Here is a 17,705-nt window from a genome sequence, read left to right on the forward strand (position 1 = left end):
AGAAAGAACGTTAATCAACATTCCATTCTTTATAAAACTGATCAAGAAATTGAAGCATCACCTCATGCCTTTCCTGAGCCAGTTCTTTTCCTTTCTCTGTGTTCATTAAATCCTTTAAAAGTAATAATTTCTCGTAGAAATGATTGATTGTAGTGCCGTCAGATTTTTTGTATTCCTCTTTCGACATATTCAGCTTTGGCTTAATATCCGGATGGTACATCAGGTTATTTTTAAATCCACCAAAATTAAAGGTTCTTGCAATACCTATTGCTCCTATAGCATCCAAACGGTCTGCATCCTGAACAATCTTTAATTCAATAGGTAAATTCTGCGGAGCTTCTCCTCTGTTTTTAAATGAAATATTCTTAATAATAAAAAGGACCTGCCCGATAATTTCTTCTGAAACATGCTGCTCTTCCAAAAACTCACGTGACACTTTTAACGCAATTGTTTCATCACCATCATGAAATTTAGGATCTGCTATATCGTGAAGCAAAGCTCCCAATTCTACTACTTCTTTGTTACAGTTTTCATTTTCAGCAATTTTCCTGGAAAGCTTCCAGACTCTTTCGATATGAAACCAATCATGTCCTGCTTCTGCTCCTTTAAGTTTTTCCTTTACAAAATCTATTGTCTTTTCAATTACACTACTCATTATGTATTAATTCATTTAAAATAATATTCCAAAGCTTCTTGTTATAGCTCCTGAAAAAATTAACATGTCCTATTTCTCCTTTTTCAGATTCTGAAGTTTTTACCAGGCGATATGTCGGTTTAAGGTTGGGATACGTGTCGTTTAATAGACTCTTTACTCCTTTATCCGTAAGCCAGACATCATCTTCAGCCCTGATTACAAAAACTTTTTGAGTCAATTTTTTAGAATAATCATCAATTTTCTCCAGTAAACCGTTTGTTGATTTTTTATTCAAAATTAAGGTTCTCCAATCATAAGCGCAATTTTTAGGAAGACTTTCTCCAAGTCCAAACCAATGAGCCGGAAAATAACCCAGAAGCTGCGTGGCTAAAGGCTGGACAATCCCAAATCCAAGATAAGCTTCTATTTTCGTCCTGAATTTCAGATTCCCAACAAACGCATTTTGTGTTCCCACAAAAAAGAATTCTTTAAACATCTCCGAATCCTTATTCATCCCAAGGATCAATGCTCCAACAGAATGTCCCAGGCAATATTTCTCATATCCTGTAAAGCGGATTCTGATGTAGGTGGTTACTGCTTTATAATCCTGGGAACCCCAAATTCGCATGGAAGCCTCGAAACCTTTCATCTGCTCCGGTTTTGAAAGCCCAATTCCCCGATAATCATACGTGATCACTGTAAATCCCTGCTCTGAAAAATATTGTGCAAAGGAAAAGTAAACGTGCTGTTTTACGCCCGTGGCAGAATTGATTAGTAATATTTTATTATTGCTCTGTTCCGGCAGGAAAAGGTGGGCGACAATAGAAATGTGATCTGTGGTTTTTAGAATTAGTTTTTCCATAGTGTAAAAAGAAAAAATCCACTCAAAAGTGGAAATTTTTACTGTTTATTTTATGTTAATTATATACTTTCGATATGTACCAAATAGCTTTAAATAACATAATCGGACATTCTAGGCAATCCGGTTTGCGATCCTTTTCTCGTAGAGACTTTTAAAGAAACTTCATTTCCAAACTTTACACACTCCTCAATAGGATTATTATGACATAAGGCTATGGCAAATCCGGATGTAAATGCATCTCCCATTCCCATTTTATGTACCGTTTTATTATCGTTATGGTTTCTGAAGTATTTCATTTCAGTTCCATCAAAATAAATCGTGGAATTCGTATCATCTCTTACAAAAACTTTATTAAAATATTTTTCAAGAACCCGCTCTTTTTCCTCCTCACCAAAAACAATATAGAGTTCACTACTTTTTACGATTACAAAATCTACATTTTCCAGTACTTCTTCACTAAGCTTCATAGCCGGTGAAGCATAGAGACCAACTTTTTTTCCGTATTTTTTTGCCTTTCTAATGGTATATTCAACAACTTCTATAGAAACTTCTAACTGAACCAGGATAAGATCTGCCGTAGGAAAATACCGGTCTGCATCTTCAATATGTTTGGTACTTAAAAGCTTATTTGCAGCCGGTACCACAACAATGGCAGCATTACCATCAGAAGTCGTCACATAAGCTGTTCCTGTAGCTTCTTTGTCTGTTTCTGCAACAAATCCCACATTCACATTTTCATTCACCAGATTACGCATAATTTGCTGTCCCAGTGGGTCCATTCCCACACATCCAATGAAATAAACACTGGCTCCCAATCTTGCAGTTCCTACAGCCTGATTGGCTCCTTTTCCACCAAAATAACTATCCGAATTAATGGCTAAAACAGTATCGTTAGGAGCCGGAAGTTTTTCAGTTTCCAGAACAAGATCTATGGAAGAGCTGCCAACAACTATAATTTTGGGTTGTACTGAGGAAAAGTTCATTGCGGTTAAATTGGTTTATACAAAAATAAAAAATTAGGAATACTAATATAACAATAATTAACTTATTTCAATAAATTCCGTAACTACCTTTACAGGCGCATTATTTTTATCATACGCGATATAGCTGGCATAGAAACCTTCTCCATATCCTGTCTCGAAAGCAAAGATAGTTCCCGGATGCTCATCCGCAGGTTTCAAAAAGGCATATTGATCGATCGCTCCGTTTTCATCGAAAAAATATTCGTGGAAAAACTCCTCATAAATTCCTATAAAGTCGGCACCTTTACTGTGATACAATCTTTTTTCCAGTTCATTAAGTTTTTCTTGGGTATCAACATCCATAAAACAACCCATCCCACTTTCTACAGGATAACCAAATATCTCACCCTCTGCAAGGTCTTTTATATCCTGACCGGAAGTAGTTGCCAATTTCCATTCTGTGATTTCTGAGTGACTGAAAATAATTTCAGCATAGGCTACGCAGTTACTTTCTCTCTCCTTATGTAATAGAACTGCAAAATCCCCTTTTGGGAAATCTGTAGTAAAGGGCTGCATATCATTTGTGATCAAGGGGTCACAAGCTACCAATTTTCCACTGGAAAGGTAAATTTTCCCAACCTCAAAGCTTTCTAACAATGGACTTTCTACAAAATCTCTTGAAAACAGCTTTTTTATATTCTCTACGTGCGTCATTTTTATTGTCTTTAGTTATTTTGGCAGCTCATCTGCTCTTCAGATATTATGTCTGAACTACTGTATTAAATTCACAAAAGAAGACAAGTTAAACTGGTCTTCTTTTATGGATATAGTTTCCGGGATTGTCCGGATTGATATTTGTTTTATTTCAAGATAAGTGCCAAAAGATTTATAAGCTCTTCAGCTTCTCTTCCAAAATAGCAATTTTATCCTGTGCATCTTTCTGTTTCTTACGCTCCGCTTCTACAACCTCTGCTTTAGCATTGGCAACAAATTTTTCGTTGGAGAGCTTTTTTTCTACAGAAATTAAAAATCCTTTCAAATACTTTATTTCATCTTCCGTTTTTGTTTTCTCTTCAGCAAGATCCAGATTTTCGCTCAATGGAATGGACACTTCGGTAGCACCTACCAGGAATGTAAAACTTGGTTTATTTGTTTTTTCACCAAAATAAATGTCTGAAATATTCGCCAGTTTTCTGATAACAGCTTCATTGGCAAACTCTGAAGAACCCGTATAAATTTCAGCTGCCTCTTTAGGAGAAATTCCCTTCGTCTGGCGATAGTTTCTAACTCCTGAAATAAGTTCCTGAGCCATTTCAAAGTTTTTGATAATAGTCTCATTAAATTCTCCTGCTTTTTTCTGCTGAGAGATAATCAACGCTTCCTCTATACTTCTTTCCGAAATCGTCTGCCATAATTCTTCCGTAAGGAATGGCATAAAAGGATGAAGTAATTTCATTAATTCTTCAAAGAAATAAATAGTCTTTTCGTATACTTCTCTCGAAATCCCTTCACCATAATTAGGTTTGATAGCCTCCAGATACCACGAACAGAAATCATCCCAGATTAACTTATAAACCAAATGCAAAGCATCAGAAATTCTGAATTTCTCAAACTGATCATTAATTTCAGCAATCGCTTTGTTCAATTTATTTTCGAACCACTCTATTGTCTCGTTTTCCGTTACGTTAGCCGGTTTATCTTCATGATTCCACATATTGATTAATCGGAAAGCACTCCAGATCTTGGTCATGAAATTTCTCCCCTGAAGCATAAGATCTTCATCAAAAAGGAGATCATTTCCTGCAGCTGCACTTAGTAAGATTCCAACACGCACACCATCAGCACCATATTTATCAATTAATTCCAAAGGATCCGGTGAGTTTCCTAAAGACTTGGACATCTTTCTTCTTTGCTTATCTCTAACAATACCGGTAAAATAAACGTTTTTAAAAGGAACTGTCTTTTTATATTCTAATCCGGCCATGATCATTCTCGCTACCCAGAAGAAAATAATATCCGGACCTGTTACCAGATCAGAAGTAGGATAATAATACTGAATATCTTTATTTTCAGGATCAAGAAGCCCGTCAAATACAGACATAGGCCATAGCCATGATGAGAACCAGGTATCTAAAGCATCCTGATCTTGTGTAAGGCTTTCAGCTGTAAGATTTTGGTTCCCTGTTTTTTGTTTTGCTAATTCTAAAGCTTCTTCTTTTGTTTCTGCAACTACAAAATCTTCATCTCCGCTTCCATAATAATAAGCAGGGATCTGCTGCCCCCACCAAAGCTGGCGGGAAATATTCCAGTCACGGATGTTTTCCATCCAATGTTTATAGGTATTTTTGAATTTTTCAGGATAAAACTTAATTTCATCGTCCATTACTACATCCAAAGCAGGCTGAGCAAGTTCAGACATTTTCAGGAACCATTGAACAGAAATTTTAGGCTCGATCACTGCTCCTGTTCTTTCAGAAGTACCTACCTTATTTACATAATCCTCAGCTTTTAAAAGAAGATCTTTTTCTTCCAACTCTTTTGCAATCTGTTTTCTTACCTCAAACCTGTTTTTCCCGGCATAATGTAATCCATACTCATTAAGATTTCCATCATCATCTAAAGCATCAATCATTTTCAACTGATGTTTTTGCCCGATCTCGTAGTCATTGGTATCGTGAGCAGGAGTAATTTTCAGTGCCCCGGTTCCAAATTCAATATCCACATATTCATCTTCGATGATAGGTACCGCACGGTTCACGATAGGTACGATCACATTTTTACCTTTCAGGTGAGCATATCTTTCATCATTAGGATTGATACAAACAGCAGTATCCCCAAAGATTGTTTCAGGACGCGTCGTCGCAACAGAAAGGAATTCTTCTGAACCTTCTATTTTATATTTCAGGAAATATAATTTCCCGTTCTGTTCTTTAAATATTACTTCCTCATCAGATATGTTCGTTTTTGCTTCCGGATCCCAGTTAACCATTCTGTAGCCTCTGTAGATCAATCCTTTATTATAAAGATCAACAAAACTTTTAATTACCTGTGCTGAAAGCTTATCCTCCATCGTAAATCTGGTTCTGTCCCAGTCGCATGAACAACCCAATTTTTTCAGCTGTTCGAGGATGGTTCCCCCATATTTGTCAGTCCATTCCCATGCATGTTTTAAAAACTCCTCACGGGTAATATCAGATTTATTGACTCCCTCAGATTTCAGTTTAGCAACAACTTTAGCTTCAGTAGCAATTGAAGCGTGATCTGTTCCCGGAACCCAGCAGGCATTAAAGCCCTGCATTCTTGCACGGCGGACCAGAACATCCTGAATGGTATTGTTCAACATATGTCCCATGTGTAAGATCCCCGTCACGTTTGGCGGAGGAATTACGATGGTATATGGTGGCTTGTCATTAGGCTCCGAATGGAAAAACTTGTTTTCCAACCAGTAGTTGTACCATTTTTGTTCTGTTTCCTGTGGATTATACTTTTCTGAAATCTGCATAAATTCTATTTCTTTAGCTTACAATTTGCAAAAATAGCTTAAAGAAAAAAAATTTTCAGTATGAATTAAAATAATTTTTAACTTTGTTTCTTAAAGTTTATCTAAACAAACATATTAACATTCAAGAATATGAAAAAATTAATTGCAGGAATTGCACTATTTGGAACATTTGCTATTGCATCTGCACAAACTATTACTTTTGATAAAACCACTTTCGATTATGGTACTATTAAGCCTAGTGCAGACGGTACAAGATTTTTTACAGTAACTAACACAGGTGATAAGCCTTTGGTAATTTCTAACGTAAAACCTTCTTGTGGATGTACAACTCCTGAATTTAGTACAGATCCTGTAATGCCAGGAAAATCTGCTAAAATCAAAGTTGGATACAATACGACAATCAACGGACCATTCAACAAAATGATTGAAGTATTTTCTAATGACCCGGCAAACAGCAGAAGTGTAATTTACATCAAAGGAAATGTAGATGCTAACGCTCCTGAAGTTGCAGCTACTCCTGCAAAGGTTGAAACTGCAGCAGATGCTAAAGCGGCAAAAAAAGCGGCTAAGGCAGCAAAAAAAGTTGCTGCGGCAAAATAAGCTCTACTCAGAAAAAATAAAAAAACCGTCTACACGTAGACGGTTTTTTTATTACATTTATTTCAAATATATAAGTTATGGACACCAATTTCTCAGACGATTTTGAAGTAAAAGGAAAATTTTCCATCAAAAAAACCTCAACGGAATATAAGGGACCTCTTACTAAACAAGAGGGACAGGCAATGCTGGCTATAGAAAAAGAAAAACTTCGTAACCTTCAGGAGAAGTTGTATGCGGATGGAAGCCAGTCTCTCCTTATCATCTTACAGGCGATGGATGCCGCAGGAAAAGACAGTCTTATTGAGCATGTGTTTGGTGGAGTAAATCCACAGGGCTGTAATGTAACAAGTTTTAAAACCCCAAGTTCAAAGGAATACGCCCATGATTTTTTATGGAGACATTATATTGCACTACCTCAAAAAGGAATGATCGGAATCTTTAACCGTTCACATTATGAAAGTGTTTTGGTTTGTAAGGTGCACCCGGAATACAATCTCAGTGAAAAAACATGGAAGTCCGTAAAAGATTTTGACGCCAAATTCTGGGAAAACAGATATGAGAGTATAAGAAATTTCGAAAAACACCTCTCTCAGAACGGAACTAAAATCATTAAAATATTTTTAAATGTTTCAAAAAAGGAACAAAAGCAAAGGCTGCTGGACAGAATTAACGAGCAAGAAAAAAACTGGAAGTTCTCGGCTGCTGATCTTCCGGAAAGGGCATTGTTTGATCAATATATGAGCGCTTATGAGCAGGCTATTAATGAGACTTCAAAAGATTATGCTCCGTGGTATGTGTTACCTGCAGACAATAAATGGTTTGCAAGAGTAGCCGCTATCCAGATCATTATTGATGCATTAGAAAAGATGGACCTTAAATATCCGGCACTTTCTGATAAGGACAAGAAAGGACTTGTTGATGCTAAAAAAGCCCTTGAGAACGAATAGCATCATAAACAATGCTTCAACTTGTAAAATTCATATTTTCAAGTCGATATTAATTATCTTAACAGGCTCAGAAATACAAAAGCGGGGAATAATCCCCGCTTTATTTATAGTCATTTCGTTATCTAAAAAAATCACGAGAAAATCTATAAGCCGGATTTTGTACTTCCTGAGAAGTGCCTGTTATTTATCTGCGTCTTACATTGCTGCAAAACTTTTGCTGATTACCCCTCGGCTTTCAGAGCGAGCAACTCCTATTTTCATTACTGAAAAGAACCGATATACTTATCATTGCACCGCAAAGAGTTTACCTGGTTTCACTACAGCCGAACTGTACTTGCTTTCTGTTGCACTTGTCCTACCCTCACGGGTGACGGATGTTATCCGCTTTGCTGCTCTATGGTGTCCGGACTTTCCTACCCTTGCCGAAACAAAGATCAACAGGCCGATTTTCTCGTGGGCGCAAAGATACGAATTAAAGGCTTTACATTATATGTTATGACGATTACTTATAAGCCTGCCGAACAATACGCTTTCTTAATCAAAGACAAACAATCCGATAAAGCTTAAGTATATGGTAAGTGCCGATTACCAAAACTTGCAATTTATAATTCATAACCCTTCACTAATTAGCACATTATTATTATCTTCGTGCCGTTATACATCTAATTGTGATTTCCAAAGAAAAAGAATTTGCGCAGCTCATAAAAGATAATCAGGGATTGATTATCAAAGTTTCGCGTCTTTATACCAATTCTCTGGAAGATGAAGAAGATCTCTTTCAGGAAATTGTCCTGCAGCTTTGGAGAAGCTATGACTCCTTTAAAGGGAACTCAAAGATCTCCACATGGATGTATCGTGTTGCCTTAAATACAGCCATTACCCTTTTCAGAAAAAAAAGCAAGAGCCTTCCTACAAATGAGCTGGACATCAATCATAAAGACTTCATTGAGGATGATGATGAAAAACAACAGCAGATTTCACTTCTATACACCGTGATCAAGACATTGCCTAATGTAGAAAGAGCTATTGTAATGATGTATTTAGATGATTTGCCCTATAAGGATATCGCAGAAAACCTCGGGATAACTGAGGTAAATGCCCGTGTGAAAATGAACAGATTAAAGAAAACCCTTAAAGAACAGATGGAAAAATATGCCTGATTTTGATTTAGACAGCTTTAAGAAAACATGGCAGGAACAGCCTGTTCAGCAAAAATACGACAATAGTGAGATTCTTAATATGCTCAACAGAAAGTCACGTAACTACGTGAAATATATTTTCTGGATAAGTGTTTTTGAATTTTTACTTTTCTCCGTAATGGGGCTATTTTATTTCTTTCAGGGAGAAGAAACCAATGGATTCCTCAACGTTTTAGAAAAACTGGGTGCTCGAAAAACTCCCGAAGTGGAAAACAGTTTTGACAAGATATATCTGATCCTTAAGATTCTTAGTTTACTTGTTACTGCCTATTTTGTCTATAAATTTTATCAGAATTATCGAAGAATAAAAATCGAAGAAAACCTTAAAGGCCTTATTACCCGAATTATTAAGTTCAAGAAGACGGTTAATGCCTTTATTTTAATCAGTATTGTTTTACTCGTTGCTTTTACTTCTATTTTTACAGTCTTTATTTTTTATGCGTTAAACTCTCAAAATGTAGAACCTGCCAACTCGGCCGTTATAATTTTCATCATAGGTACTGTATTGAGTACCGGACTGTGTGTTTTGCTGATCTGGTTATACTACAGACTTGTTTATGGAATTATCATGAGAAAACTTGATAAGAATCTTGCACAGCTAAGAGACATTGATTCCCTGGAAAATTAACTTTTCCCAGGCGCTATCTTAGGATTTATTTGTTATTTTAGATCAATAAATCTTTTTGTATGGCTTTATCTTATGTATCCGGAGCTTCAAATATTCCTTTACTTGGAGAAACAATCGGTAAAAACCTTAAAAGAACAGTTGAAAAATACCCTGATCATGAAGCTTTAGTTTCTGTTCAGCAGAACTATCGATCAAGCTACAAAGAATTTTATTACCAGACCACAGCCGTTGCTAAAGCTCTTATTCACTTAGGCACAAAATCTGGTGACAGGATAGGAATCTGGTCTGCCAACAGGTATGAATGGGTACTGCTTCAATATGCTACTGCAAGAATTGGCAGCATTTTAGTGAATATAAATCCTGCATACAGAACTCACGAACTCACATACGTTCTCAATCAGTCAGAAGTTCGTTTTATCTTTTCTTCTTTATCCTTTAAGACCAGTAATTATAAAGAAATGGTTGAATATGCAAAGGAAGTATGCCCTACATTGGAAGGTGCTATTTTCTTTGACGACAGTTGGGAACAGTTTCTGGAAAAAGGAAATTCAGTTTCCGATGAAGCCTTACGAAATTTTGAAGAAAATATCGAATTTGATGATCCCGTCAATATCCAATATACATCCGGTACAACCTGTTTTCCCAAAGGAGTTACCCTTTCCCATCATAATATCCTGAATAATGGTTACTTTATCGGAATACGGCTGCATTACACAGAAAAGGATAGAGTTTGTATTCCAGTACCTTTTTATCATTGCTTTGGGATGGTTATAGGAAACATTTGTTGTACTGCACATGGCGCCTGTATTGTAATTCCCAATGAGAGCTTTGATCCGGACATTACCCTACAGGTGGTTTCTGATGAAAAATGCACGTCATTATACGGAGTTCCTACCATGTTTATCGCCGAATTGGCAGTAAAAGATTTTAATACATTTGATTTCTCTAATTTAAGAACCGGAGTTATGGCAGGGTCTGTATGTCCACCAGAAATTATGAAAAAGGTGGAAAGTCTTATGAATATCAAAGAAATGAGTATTTGCTATGGAATGACGGAAACCTCACCGGTTTCAACCCAGACATTAATAGGAACATCTTTGGAAAAACAGGTAAGTACCGTGGGTACCGTTCAAGATCACCTTGAAATAAAAATCATAGATGAGAATGGCAGAACGGTGGAACGTGGTGAGCATGGCGAACTTTGTACCCGGGGATACTCTGTAATGCTCAAGTACTGGAATGATCCGGAAAATACAAGAAAGGTTATTGATGATGCCCGATGGATGCATACCGGCGACCTTGCTGTAATGGATTCTGAAGGTTATATTACCATTTCCGGAAGAATAAAAGATCTCATTATCCGTGGCGGTGAAAATATTTCCCCAAAGGAAATTGAAGATTTTCTATATACCTATCCCAACATCCTGGATGTGCAGATTATAGGTGTTCCCAGCGAAAAGTTCGGAGAAGAAGTAATGGCATGGGTGAAGGTGAGGAATGGCTTTGATGTGACCGAAGATGAACTTCTTAACTACTGTACCGGGAAGATTGCCCATTACAAGATCCCTAAATACTGGAAATTTGTAGAAGAATTCCCAATGACGATTTCAGGAAAAATAAGAAAGGTTGAAATGCGTGAAATCTCTGTCAAAGAATTAAAACTAGACCACTTAAGGAACAATTAATATAACCATAAAAAATGCCCGGCTCTCCGGGCATTTATATTTTTTAAAGTTCTTTTCTTAATCTTGCAACTGGAATGTTAAGTTGTTCCCTGTATTTTGCAATTGTTCTTCGGGCAATATTATATCCCTGTTCTTTTAAGATAACCACTAAGGCATCATCGGTAAGAGGCTTTCTTTTATTTTCTTTACTGATCACTTCCTGAAGATGAGTTTTAATTTCTTTAGTAGAAACTTCTTCTCCATCATCGTTTGTTAAACTGTCAGAAAAAAGGTCTTTAAGATAAATAATACCGTTTGGTGTATCAGCATATTTACTTTTTACTACTCTTGAAATCGTAGAAATATCAAAACCTGTGATATCTGCAATATCTTTAAGAATCATCGGTTTTAGAGATTTTTCATCTCCGGTAATAAAATATTCCTTCTGAAACTTTACAATAGCCGTAATCGTCTGCAATAAGGTATTCTGACGCTGGTTGATTGCATCAATATACCATTTCGCTGCATCCAGCTTTTGCTTGATAAATAATGCAGCTTGTTTATGCTCTGAAGAGTTTTTATCATGAGAATAGGTGGTAAGGATATCTTTATACTCCTCAGAAACCCTTAATGTAGGTGCATTCTTACTATTAAGCATCGGAATAACCACCCCATCCTTCACCTGAATTACAAAATCCGGGATAATTTCCTGATTGATCGTTATCGTTTGCGTATCAAAATTACCTCCGACTTTAGGAGATAGTTTCGAAATTTCTTCCAGAGCATCTTTCAGATCTTCTTCTTCGATATCATACTTCTGGATGATTTTATTATAATGCTTATTGGTTAAAGCATCAAACTGATGTCTCAAAATATTAGCTGCTAAAGAAACAGCTTTATCCGAACTTACCTTCTTCTCGATTTGCAGAAGAAGACATTCCTGTAATCCCCTAGCTCCTACTCCCGGCGGGTCCAGTTTCTGTACATAATTTTCCAGAATATCTTCAGCCTTTTCTATAGTTGTATAAATACCCTGTGAGAAAGCAAGATCATCTACAATAGACTTGATCTCCCTTCTAAGGTATCCATCGGTATCCAGATTCCCAATGATATACTCGGCAATTTTTATGTCCTCAGGATTGATGTTGGCCAGGTGGATCTGTTCCAATAGATAATCATATAGAGACTGCCCTTCGGTCAGAAGGCTTTCATTATCGAATTCCTCATCGTCCGCAGAATAATTACTCGAAGCAGTTTTATAGCTTGGCTCATCGTCATAGATATATTCATTCACATCAAAATCAGTTTCAATGCTTTCATTTCCTTCATTCTCATAAGAATCCTCAAGAGAAGCATAATCATCCTCTTTAGATTCCTCCTTTGCGATTTCCAGGGCTGGGTTTTCTTCTAACTCTCTCTCCAGTTCCTCTTCAAATTCCAAAGTATGGAGTTGAATCAGCTTCATTAATTGGATCTGCTGAGGAGCCAACTTTTGTCCTAGTTTGAGTTGTAAGTGTTGTTTAAGCATATTACTCTTTGTGTTTTAACATAAGATATTCCACGAATTTAATCAATTTTTTTTAAAAATTTCATATTTAGCATGATTTTTGCATTATATAATTTAACATAATAAGCTATTATTAAAAATAAAAAAGCCTTAAATTAAATTTAAGGCTTTTTTTGTATCTAGAATTCAGCACTTTTCGGCGTTCTTGGAAAAGGAATCACGTCTCTGATATTCGTCATCCCTGTTACAAAAAGAACAAGCCTTTCCAGACCTAATCCAAATCCTGAGTGAGGTACCGAACCAAATTTTCTGGTATCCATATACCACCAAAGTTCTTCTTCCTCAACATGCATTTCCTTCATTTTCTGTCTAAGAACCTCAATTCTTTCCTCCCTTTCAGAACCTCCGATGATTTCTCCGATTCCAGGGAAAAGAACATCCATTGCTCCTACTGTTTTGTTATCATCATTCAAACGCATGTAGAATGCTTTGATATCTTTCGGATAATCAAAAAGAACTACCGGACTTTCAAAATGTTTCTCTACCAGGAACCTTTCATGCTCAGACTGGAGATCAGCCCCCCAGCTTTCGATTGGGAACTGGAATTTTCCTTTCTTATTCTCTTTAGAATTCAATAATATTTCAATAGCTTCCGTATAGCTTACACGCATAAAACGTTTAGCCACTACATTTTGAAGCTTCTCTATAAGACCTTCTTTAGCTCTTTCCTTTTCAGGCTTAGCTTTTTGTTCTTCGGCAAATCTTTTATCTAAAAATTCAAGATCATCTTTACAGTTATCCAATACATACTGGATCACATATTTCAGGAAATCTTCTGCCAGATCAATGTTATCTTCAAGGTTGTTGAAAGCAACCTCTGGCTCTACCATCCAGAATTCCGCAAGGTGACGGGTAGTATTTGAATTTTCAGCACGGAACGTAGGTCCGAAGGTATAAATCCTTCCCAATCCCATTGCAGCAGTTTCGCCTTCCAGCTGTCCGGAAACAGTAAGATTGGTTTGCTTTCCAAAGAAATCCTGACTATAATCAATAGCTCCATCTTCTGTTCTCGGAATATTATTCAGATCAAAACCAGTCACCCCGAACATCTCTCCCGCTCCTTCAGCATCTGCACCTGTAATGATCGGTGTATGAATGTTGAAAAACTGATTTTTGTTAAAGAATGAATGAATAGCAAAAGTTACCGCATGACGTACTCTGAATACAGCCCCAAATAAATTGGTTCTGAATCTTAAATGCGCCTGCTCACGAAGTTTTTCCAGACTGTGTTTCTTTGGCTGAAGAATCGTTGTCTGTAGCTCCTCCGTAAAGTTATCTCCTAAAATAACAATCTTCTTAGCAATAATCTCTACCGTTTGTCCTGCACCCTGGCTTTCAACAACCTCTCCTACCACTTTTAGGGAAGAAGCTGTACTGATCTTATTAATAAGAGCCTCATCAAAATTTTCAAAATCAACAACTATTTGCAAATTATTAATTGTAGATCCATCATTTAATGCTATAAAGCGATTTGAACGGAAAGCTTTTACCCAACCGTATACCGTAATGTCATGATGTAATACCTTTTTGTAATCCTGTAGGATTTCTTTAATCGTTTGCTTTTTCATTTGTTGATTATAAATTTTCGTATAAAAATTAATGTCTGCAAAGTTACAAAAAAACAGCGCAAGTTGATGATTGCGTCGTCTTTAAAAAATCACCGACCCATTATTTAATATAAAATCTATTATTTACCTGATTTTAATTAAAAAACAGGCCTCATTCTTTGTTTTTCACAGCTTATTTTCCGTGCTGGGGAAAAGCTCAACAACACCATACCGTCACTTTGAAAGTAACTAAGTGATTAGATCAATCAAATCAATTTTCAAATATTTGCCAATGATTTAATAGTTTCTAAACAATTGCATTGTAAAATACCATATAAGAGCCGATTAATAATTTAATAGAAAAATGATAATGAACACACTTCGTAAAGGTGAATTTTCGGGCAAACCAATCAAACTCTTTATTTTGATGGTTTAACCAAAATTAAAAGTAAATAAATCACTTGATTTTCTTCATAGAAATTATGGATCCCCTAACAGATATTGCTCTTGAATGCGGTTTTTCTGATCAGAGCCATTTCATCCGTTGCCTCAGGGAAAACATGGGAGTTACCCCCGTTAAAATATAGAAATCTTTTAAATAAGTAATGCAATATATTTTACTCGTCCTTCTTAGATGGAACTAGAAAGACATCAATAAGCCCTTCAGGCAATTGCATCTTAATAAACCTTTCTTCTCTGTTTACTTCGAGAATCCAGTCTTTAATGATAGGAATAACAACTTCTTTTCCATCCAGGTTGGTTACGAAATACGTTTGAGCCGTCTGATCATTGATTGAACGAATAACACCACAGTCATTATCATGTTCATCAAAAATAGTAAAACCAATTACTTCGTGGTAATAAAATTGTTTTCCGGTGAGTTTAGGAAGGGAAGCAAGCGGTAAGTATACACTTTTCCCCAATGACTGATCCACTAATGCTTCAGAAGAGTTTCTAAACGCAATATTCAGAGCATCAGACTTGCTCCAGGATGATTTTTCAATAAAAAAAGGAACCAATAGTCCGTTGATTTCAACGAATATTGATTCCAGTTTATTGTAAAGTTCGGGTTGATCGGTATCCAATTTAAGGATAACGTTTCCCGCAAGGCCATGTCTGCGTGTGATTTTACCTAAAAAGTAGCAATCTTCTTTACGCATACAGGGTGTTTCTTAAGCTTCAGTGTTTTCTTCAGTTTCAGCAGCTGGAGCTTCTCCTTCTGCAGTTTCTTCAGCAACAACTTCTTCAGCAGGTGCGTTAGCAGCTTCCTCAGCAGCTTTAGCATCAGCCTCAGCTTGTGCAGCAGCAGCTAGTCTAGCTTCATTTACTTTAACTTCAGCTTCTAAAGCAGCTTTTTTAGCATCAGCCTGAGCTTTAGATAAACCTTCTACTTTCCCTTGCACTTTTTGTTCTTTAGCATCTACCCAAGCAGCAAATCTTTTTTCAGCCTCAGCCTCATCAAAAGCTCCTTTAGCAACACCACCTTGTAAGTGTTTTTTGTAAAGTACTCCTTTGTAAGAAAGGATAGCTCTTGCAGTATCAGTTGGTTGAGCACCGTTGTTTAACCACTTTACAGCAGAATCAACGTTCAAATCAATTGTTGCAGGGTTAGTAATTGGGTTGTAAGTTCCTAGTTTTTCGATGAATCTACCGTCTCTTCTAGCTCTAGCATCTGCAACCACGATGTGGAAAAAAGGTTTTCCTTTTTTACCGTGTCTTTGTAATCTGATTTTTACTGACATAATGTTTGAATTTTAAGGGAACTCGTCCCAGTTAAATATTTAAGTGTGCAAAGATAAATAAAATTTCTAATGTATCAATAAAAATGTAATAATTTATCTGTCTTATCGTATAACAAGTAAAAAAGAAATCCGGATTACAGCCAGGTTCGTTTAAAGTGGAAACAATTATTTTTGGAGACAGGTCCCGGATACATTATTTTTTTAGATATTTGGGAACAAAATCTAAATTGATGAAAAATTTATTGCTGTTTGCTACAATTCTGTTGTTCTGCCAAAATGTACAAAGTCAATCTAAAGAGGAAAAGATTGAAAAATTAATTAGCGCTTACAGCCAACTCAATCGTTTTAACGGGAGTGTTCTGGTCTCAGAAAAAGGAAAAATAATTTTTGAAAAAAGTTACGGTATCAAAAACTTCCAAACACAGGAAAAAAACACCAATCAAAGTATCTACAGAATATACTCTACAACAAAGTCATTTACTGCCACAACAATTTTACTATTAAATGACATGGGGAAATTATCCTTACAGGATAAACTGACAAAGTATTTCCCTAACTTTCCAAAAGGAGATAGTATTACTATTGAACAATTATTAACACATACCTCCGGAATTCAGAATAATGCTAATCCTGAAGATACAAAAGATGAGGAAACATTTATAAATTTTATAAAAGCTCAACCCTTGGATTCTTCTCCTGGCAGCCAATGGAATTACAGTAATTCCAACTATTATTTATTAGGATATATCATCAACAAGACTGCTGGAATGTCTTACCAGAAAGCTATTCAAAAGTACATTATCGATCCGTTGAAAATGACCAATACAGGTTTTGGGTTTAAAGAATTAAAAAATAAAAACAAAACAGCGGGGTATGAATTTTTATCAAAGAATAATTTCCAGGAAGGTATAGTTTATGATTACGATCATCCTCATGCTGCAGGAGCAATGTATTCTACAGTGGAAGATTTGTATAAGTACCAGGAGGGACTTAAGAGTTATAAAATTCTGAAAAAGGAAACTTTAGAAAAAGCACAAACACCATTTCATAATTACCATTATGGTTATGGCTGGGATATGTCTCCGATAAAAGGAAAAGAAACTGTTGGGCATGATGGTGGTGGCCCTGGATTCGTTTCAAGATTCTTTACAATTCCACAAGACAACATCAGCATTATCATATTAAGCAATCTGCGAGATGACAGTCTTTATTCAATGACAAGCAAAATAGTCTCTATTTTTTATAACCTGCCTTATCAGATTCCTACCCGTATTAACATTGATTTCAACAGGCTAAATCAATTAAAAGGAATTTACAACACCTCAGACTCTAATTTTTATATTTCCGTTAATGATGGTATGCTTACTTTGGTTGATTCTGACACAAGAAACAAGGTTTTCTTCCCGGAAAGTGACAGGAAGTTTTACACTGAAGATAATGACGGGAACAAAATTCGATTTGAATTTGAATCTGATAAAGACGGAAAAGTCAATTTGTTAAAAATAACCTCTCCAGATGGGAAGATCACAGAAGCTAAAAAGACCAGTGATTCTTTTTCTTGGGGAATTACAGGAAGTGCTACTCCAAACGGATGGGGCGGACCAGATATAAAATTAATTTCTGAGAACAAAAACACCAATATTTTGAAAGCTCAAAATATCCTTTTGAAACCGGGTGAAATAAAGTTCAGAAGCAATAATGAATGGGTAATAGAATTAGGTATCAACGGATATGGGAAACTGGTAGAACATGGCAATAATATAAAAATAGCCAATGAAGGTACTTATGATGTAATTTTGGATATGACCGATGAAACTAATCCTACCTATCAGGTGATTAAAAAATAACTTC

16 protein-coding genes and 1 other RNA gene are annotated in these 17,705 nt (G+C 36.1%); 7 read left to right on the top strand and 10 right to left on the bottom strand.

Annotated elements, in window-relative coordinates:
- Positions 1-10 precede the first annotated feature (10 nt).
- The 5 genes from MTQ00_RS11455 to MTQ00_RS11475 form a co-directional block, all read right to left on the bottom strand.
- The gene (locus tag MTQ00_RS11455; RefSeq protein ID WP_172280079.1) at positions 11-655 is read right to left on the bottom strand and encodes an HD domain-containing protein; all 645 of its coding nucleotides are present in this window, start codon (positions 653-655) and stop codon (positions 11-13) included.
- On the bottom strand, positions 648-1,496 hold the full coding sequence (locus tag MTQ00_RS11460) for an alpha/beta hydrolase family protein (RefSeq protein ID WP_273649129.1): 849 nt from the start codon (positions 1,494-1,496) through the stop codon (positions 648-650). The genes MTQ00_RS11455 and MTQ00_RS11460 overlap by 8 nt, the downstream gene beginning before the upstream one ends.
- A gap of 89 nt (positions 1,497-1,585) precedes the next feature.
- On the bottom strand, positions 1,586-2,479 hold the full coding sequence (locus MTQ00_RS11465) for a ribokinase (protein WP_172280083.1): 894 nt from the start codon (positions 2,477-2,479) through the stop codon (positions 1,586-1,588).
- Positions 2,480-2,536: 57 nt separating this feature from the next.
- Entirely contained in the window at positions 2,537-3,172 is a 636-nt protein-coding gene (locus MTQ00_RS11470; RefSeq protein ID WP_273649131.1) for a DUF4241 domain-containing protein, read from the bottom strand.
- Positions 3,173-3,344: 172 nt separating this feature from the next.
- Positions 3,345-5,960 (bottom strand): valine--tRNA ligase, encoded by a 2,616-nt coding sequence (locus MTQ00_RS11475; RefSeq protein WP_273649133.1) that lies wholly within the window; start codon positions 5,958-5,960, stop codon positions 3,345-3,347.
- Positions 5,961-6,089: 129 nt separating this feature from the next.
- Here MTQ00_RS11475 and MTQ00_RS11480 point away from each other — a divergent pair, with 129 nt between their 5' ends.
- Entirely contained in the window at positions 6,090-6,560 is a 471-nt protein-coding gene (locus MTQ00_RS11480; protein ID WP_172280089.1) for a DUF1573 domain-containing protein, read from the top strand.
- 77 nt (positions 6,561-6,637) lie between these two features.
- On the top strand, positions 6,638-7,507 hold the full coding sequence (locus MTQ00_RS11485; protein WP_273649135.1) for a PPK2 family polyphosphate kinase: 870 nt from the start codon (positions 6,638-6,640) through the stop codon (positions 7,505-7,507).
- 130 nt (positions 7,508-7,637) lie between these two features.
- Here MTQ00_RS11485 and rnpB read toward each other — a convergent pair.
- An RNA gene (gene rnpB / locus MTQ00_RS11490) (RNase P RNA component class A) lies at positions 7,638-7,961 on the bottom strand.
- 214 nt (positions 7,962-8,175) lie between these two features.
- Here rnpB and MTQ00_RS11495 point away from each other — a divergent pair.
- From MTQ00_RS11495 to MTQ00_RS11505, 3 genes are read left to right on the top strand one after another with little or no spacing between them, the layout of a single operon-like run.
- Positions 8,176-8,667: an RNA polymerase sigma factor gene (locus MTQ00_RS11495; protein ID WP_273649137.1), complete on the top strand. Its 492-nt coding sequence runs from the start codon at positions 8,176-8,178 to the stop codon at positions 8,665-8,667.
- Positions 8,660-9,334, top strand: coding sequence for a beta-carotene 15,15'-monooxygenase (locus MTQ00_RS11500; RefSeq protein ID WP_273649139.1), 675 nt, complete (start codon positions 8,660-8,662; stop codon positions 9,332-9,334). The genes MTQ00_RS11495 and MTQ00_RS11500 overlap by 8 nt, the downstream gene beginning before the upstream one ends.
- Positions 9,335-9,393: 59 nt before the next feature.
- Positions 9,394-11,019, top strand: coding sequence for an AMP-binding protein (locus tag MTQ00_RS11505; protein ID WP_273649141.1), 1,626 nt, complete (start codon positions 9,394-9,396; stop codon positions 11,017-11,019).
- 43 nt (positions 11,020-11,062) lie between these two features.
- On the opposite strand, the gene rpoN is transcribed toward MTQ00_RS11505, so the two are convergent.
- Positions 11,063-12,526: an RNA polymerase factor sigma-54 gene (gene rpoN / locus MTQ00_RS11510; RefSeq protein ID WP_172280097.1), complete on the bottom strand. Its 1,464-nt coding sequence runs from the start codon at positions 12,524-12,526 to the stop codon at positions 11,063-11,065.
- A 158-nt stretch (positions 12,527-12,684) separates the two neighbouring features.
- Positions 12,685-14,133 (bottom strand): asparagine--tRNA ligase, encoded by a 1,449-nt coding sequence (asnS, locus tag MTQ00_RS11515; protein WP_172280099.1) that lies wholly within the window; start codon positions 14,131-14,133, stop codon positions 12,685-12,687.
- 461 nt (positions 14,134-14,594) lie between these two features.
- Here asnS and MTQ00_RS11520 point away from each other — a divergent pair, with 461 nt between their 5' ends.
- The gene (locus MTQ00_RS11520; protein ID WP_273649143.1) at positions 14,595-14,699 is read left to right on the top strand and encodes a helix-turn-helix domain-containing protein; all 105 of its coding nucleotides are present in this window, start codon (positions 14,595-14,597) and stop codon (positions 14,697-14,699) included.
- A 30-nt stretch (positions 14,700-14,729) separates the two neighbouring features.
- Here the strand turns inward: MTQ00_RS11520 and rimM are convergent, their stop codons facing one another.
- Positions 14,730-15,272: a ribosome maturation factor RimM gene (gene rimM, locus MTQ00_RS11525; protein ID WP_172280103.1), complete on the bottom strand. Its 543-nt coding sequence runs from the start codon at positions 15,270-15,272 to the stop codon at positions 14,730-14,732.
- A gap of 12 nt (positions 15,273-15,284) precedes the next feature.
- A complete protein-coding gene (locus tag MTQ00_RS11530; RefSeq protein ID WP_172280105.1) occupies positions 15,285-15,854 on the bottom strand; it encodes a 30S ribosomal protein S16 in 570 nt (189 codons plus the stop codon).
- A gap of 230 nt (positions 15,855-16,084) precedes the next feature.
- Here MTQ00_RS11530 and MTQ00_RS11535 point away from each other — a divergent pair, with 230 nt between their 5' ends.
- Entirely contained in the window at positions 16,085-17,701 is a 1,617-nt protein-coding gene (locus MTQ00_RS11535) for a serine hydrolase (RefSeq protein ID WP_273649145.1), read from the top strand.
- The last annotated feature ends 4 nt before the right edge of the window (positions 17,702-17,705 follow it).

Origin of the sequence: Chryseobacterium sp. B21-037, from assembly GCF_028570785.1 — a bacterium.
GTDB classification, from domain to species: Bacteria; Bacteroidota; Bacteroidia; order Flavobacteriales; family Weeksellaceae; genus Chryseobacterium; species Chryseobacterium proteolyticum.

Coding starts and splice junctions, on each gene's coding strand:
- MTQ00_RS11455 (WP_172280079.1), bottom strand. CDS start 655: ATGAGTAGTGTAATTGAAAAGACAATAGATTTTGTAAAGGAAAAACTT.
- MTQ00_RS11460 (WP_273649129.1), bottom strand. CDS start 1,496: ATGGAAAAACTAATTCTAAAAACCACAGATCACATTTCTATTGTCGCC.
- MTQ00_RS11465 (WP_172280083.1), bottom strand. CDS start 2,479: ATGAACTTTTCCTCAGTACAACCCAAAATTATAGTTGTTGGCAGCTCT.
- MTQ00_RS11470 (WP_273649131.1), bottom strand. CDS start 3,172: ATGACGCACGTAGAGAATATAAAAAAGCTGTTTTCAAGAGATTTTGTA.
- MTQ00_RS11475 (WP_273649133.1), bottom strand. CDS start 5,960: ATGCAGATTTCAGAAAAGTATAATCCACAGGAAACAGAACAAAAATGG.
- MTQ00_RS11480 (WP_172280089.1), top strand. CDS start 6,090: ATGAAAAAATTAATTGCAGGAATTGCACTATTTGGAACATTTGCTATT.
- MTQ00_RS11485 (WP_273649135.1), top strand. CDS start 6,638: ATGGACACCAATTTCTCAGACGATTTTGAAGTAAAAGGAAAATTTTCC.
- MTQ00_RS11500 (WP_273649139.1), top strand. CDS start 8,660: ATGCCTGATTTTGATTTAGACAGCTTTAAGAAAACATGGCAGGAACAG.
- MTQ00_RS11505 (WP_273649141.1), top strand. CDS start 9,394: ATGGCTTTATCTTATGTATCCGGAGCTTCAAATATTCCTTTACTTGGA.
- rpoN (WP_172280097.1), bottom strand. CDS start 12,526: ATGCTTAAACAACACTTACAACTCAAACTAGGACAAAAGTTGGCTCCT.
- asnS (WP_172280099.1), bottom strand. CDS start 14,133: ATGAAAAAGCAAACGATTAAAGAAATCCTACAGGATTACAAAAAGGTA.
- MTQ00_RS11520 (WP_273649143.1), top strand. CDS start 14,595: ATGGATCCCCTAACAGATATTGCTCTTGAATGCGGTTTTTCTGATCAG.
- rimM (WP_172280103.1), bottom strand. CDS start 15,272: ATGCGTAAAGAAGATTGCTACTTTTTAGGTAAAATCACACGCAGACAT.
- MTQ00_RS11530 (WP_172280105.1), bottom strand. CDS start 15,854: ATGTCAGTAAAAATCAGATTACAAAGACACGGTAAAAAAGGAAAACCT.
- MTQ00_RS11535 (WP_273649145.1), top strand. CDS start 16,085: ATGAAAAATTTATTGCTGTTTGCTACAATTCTGTTGTTCTGCCAAAAT.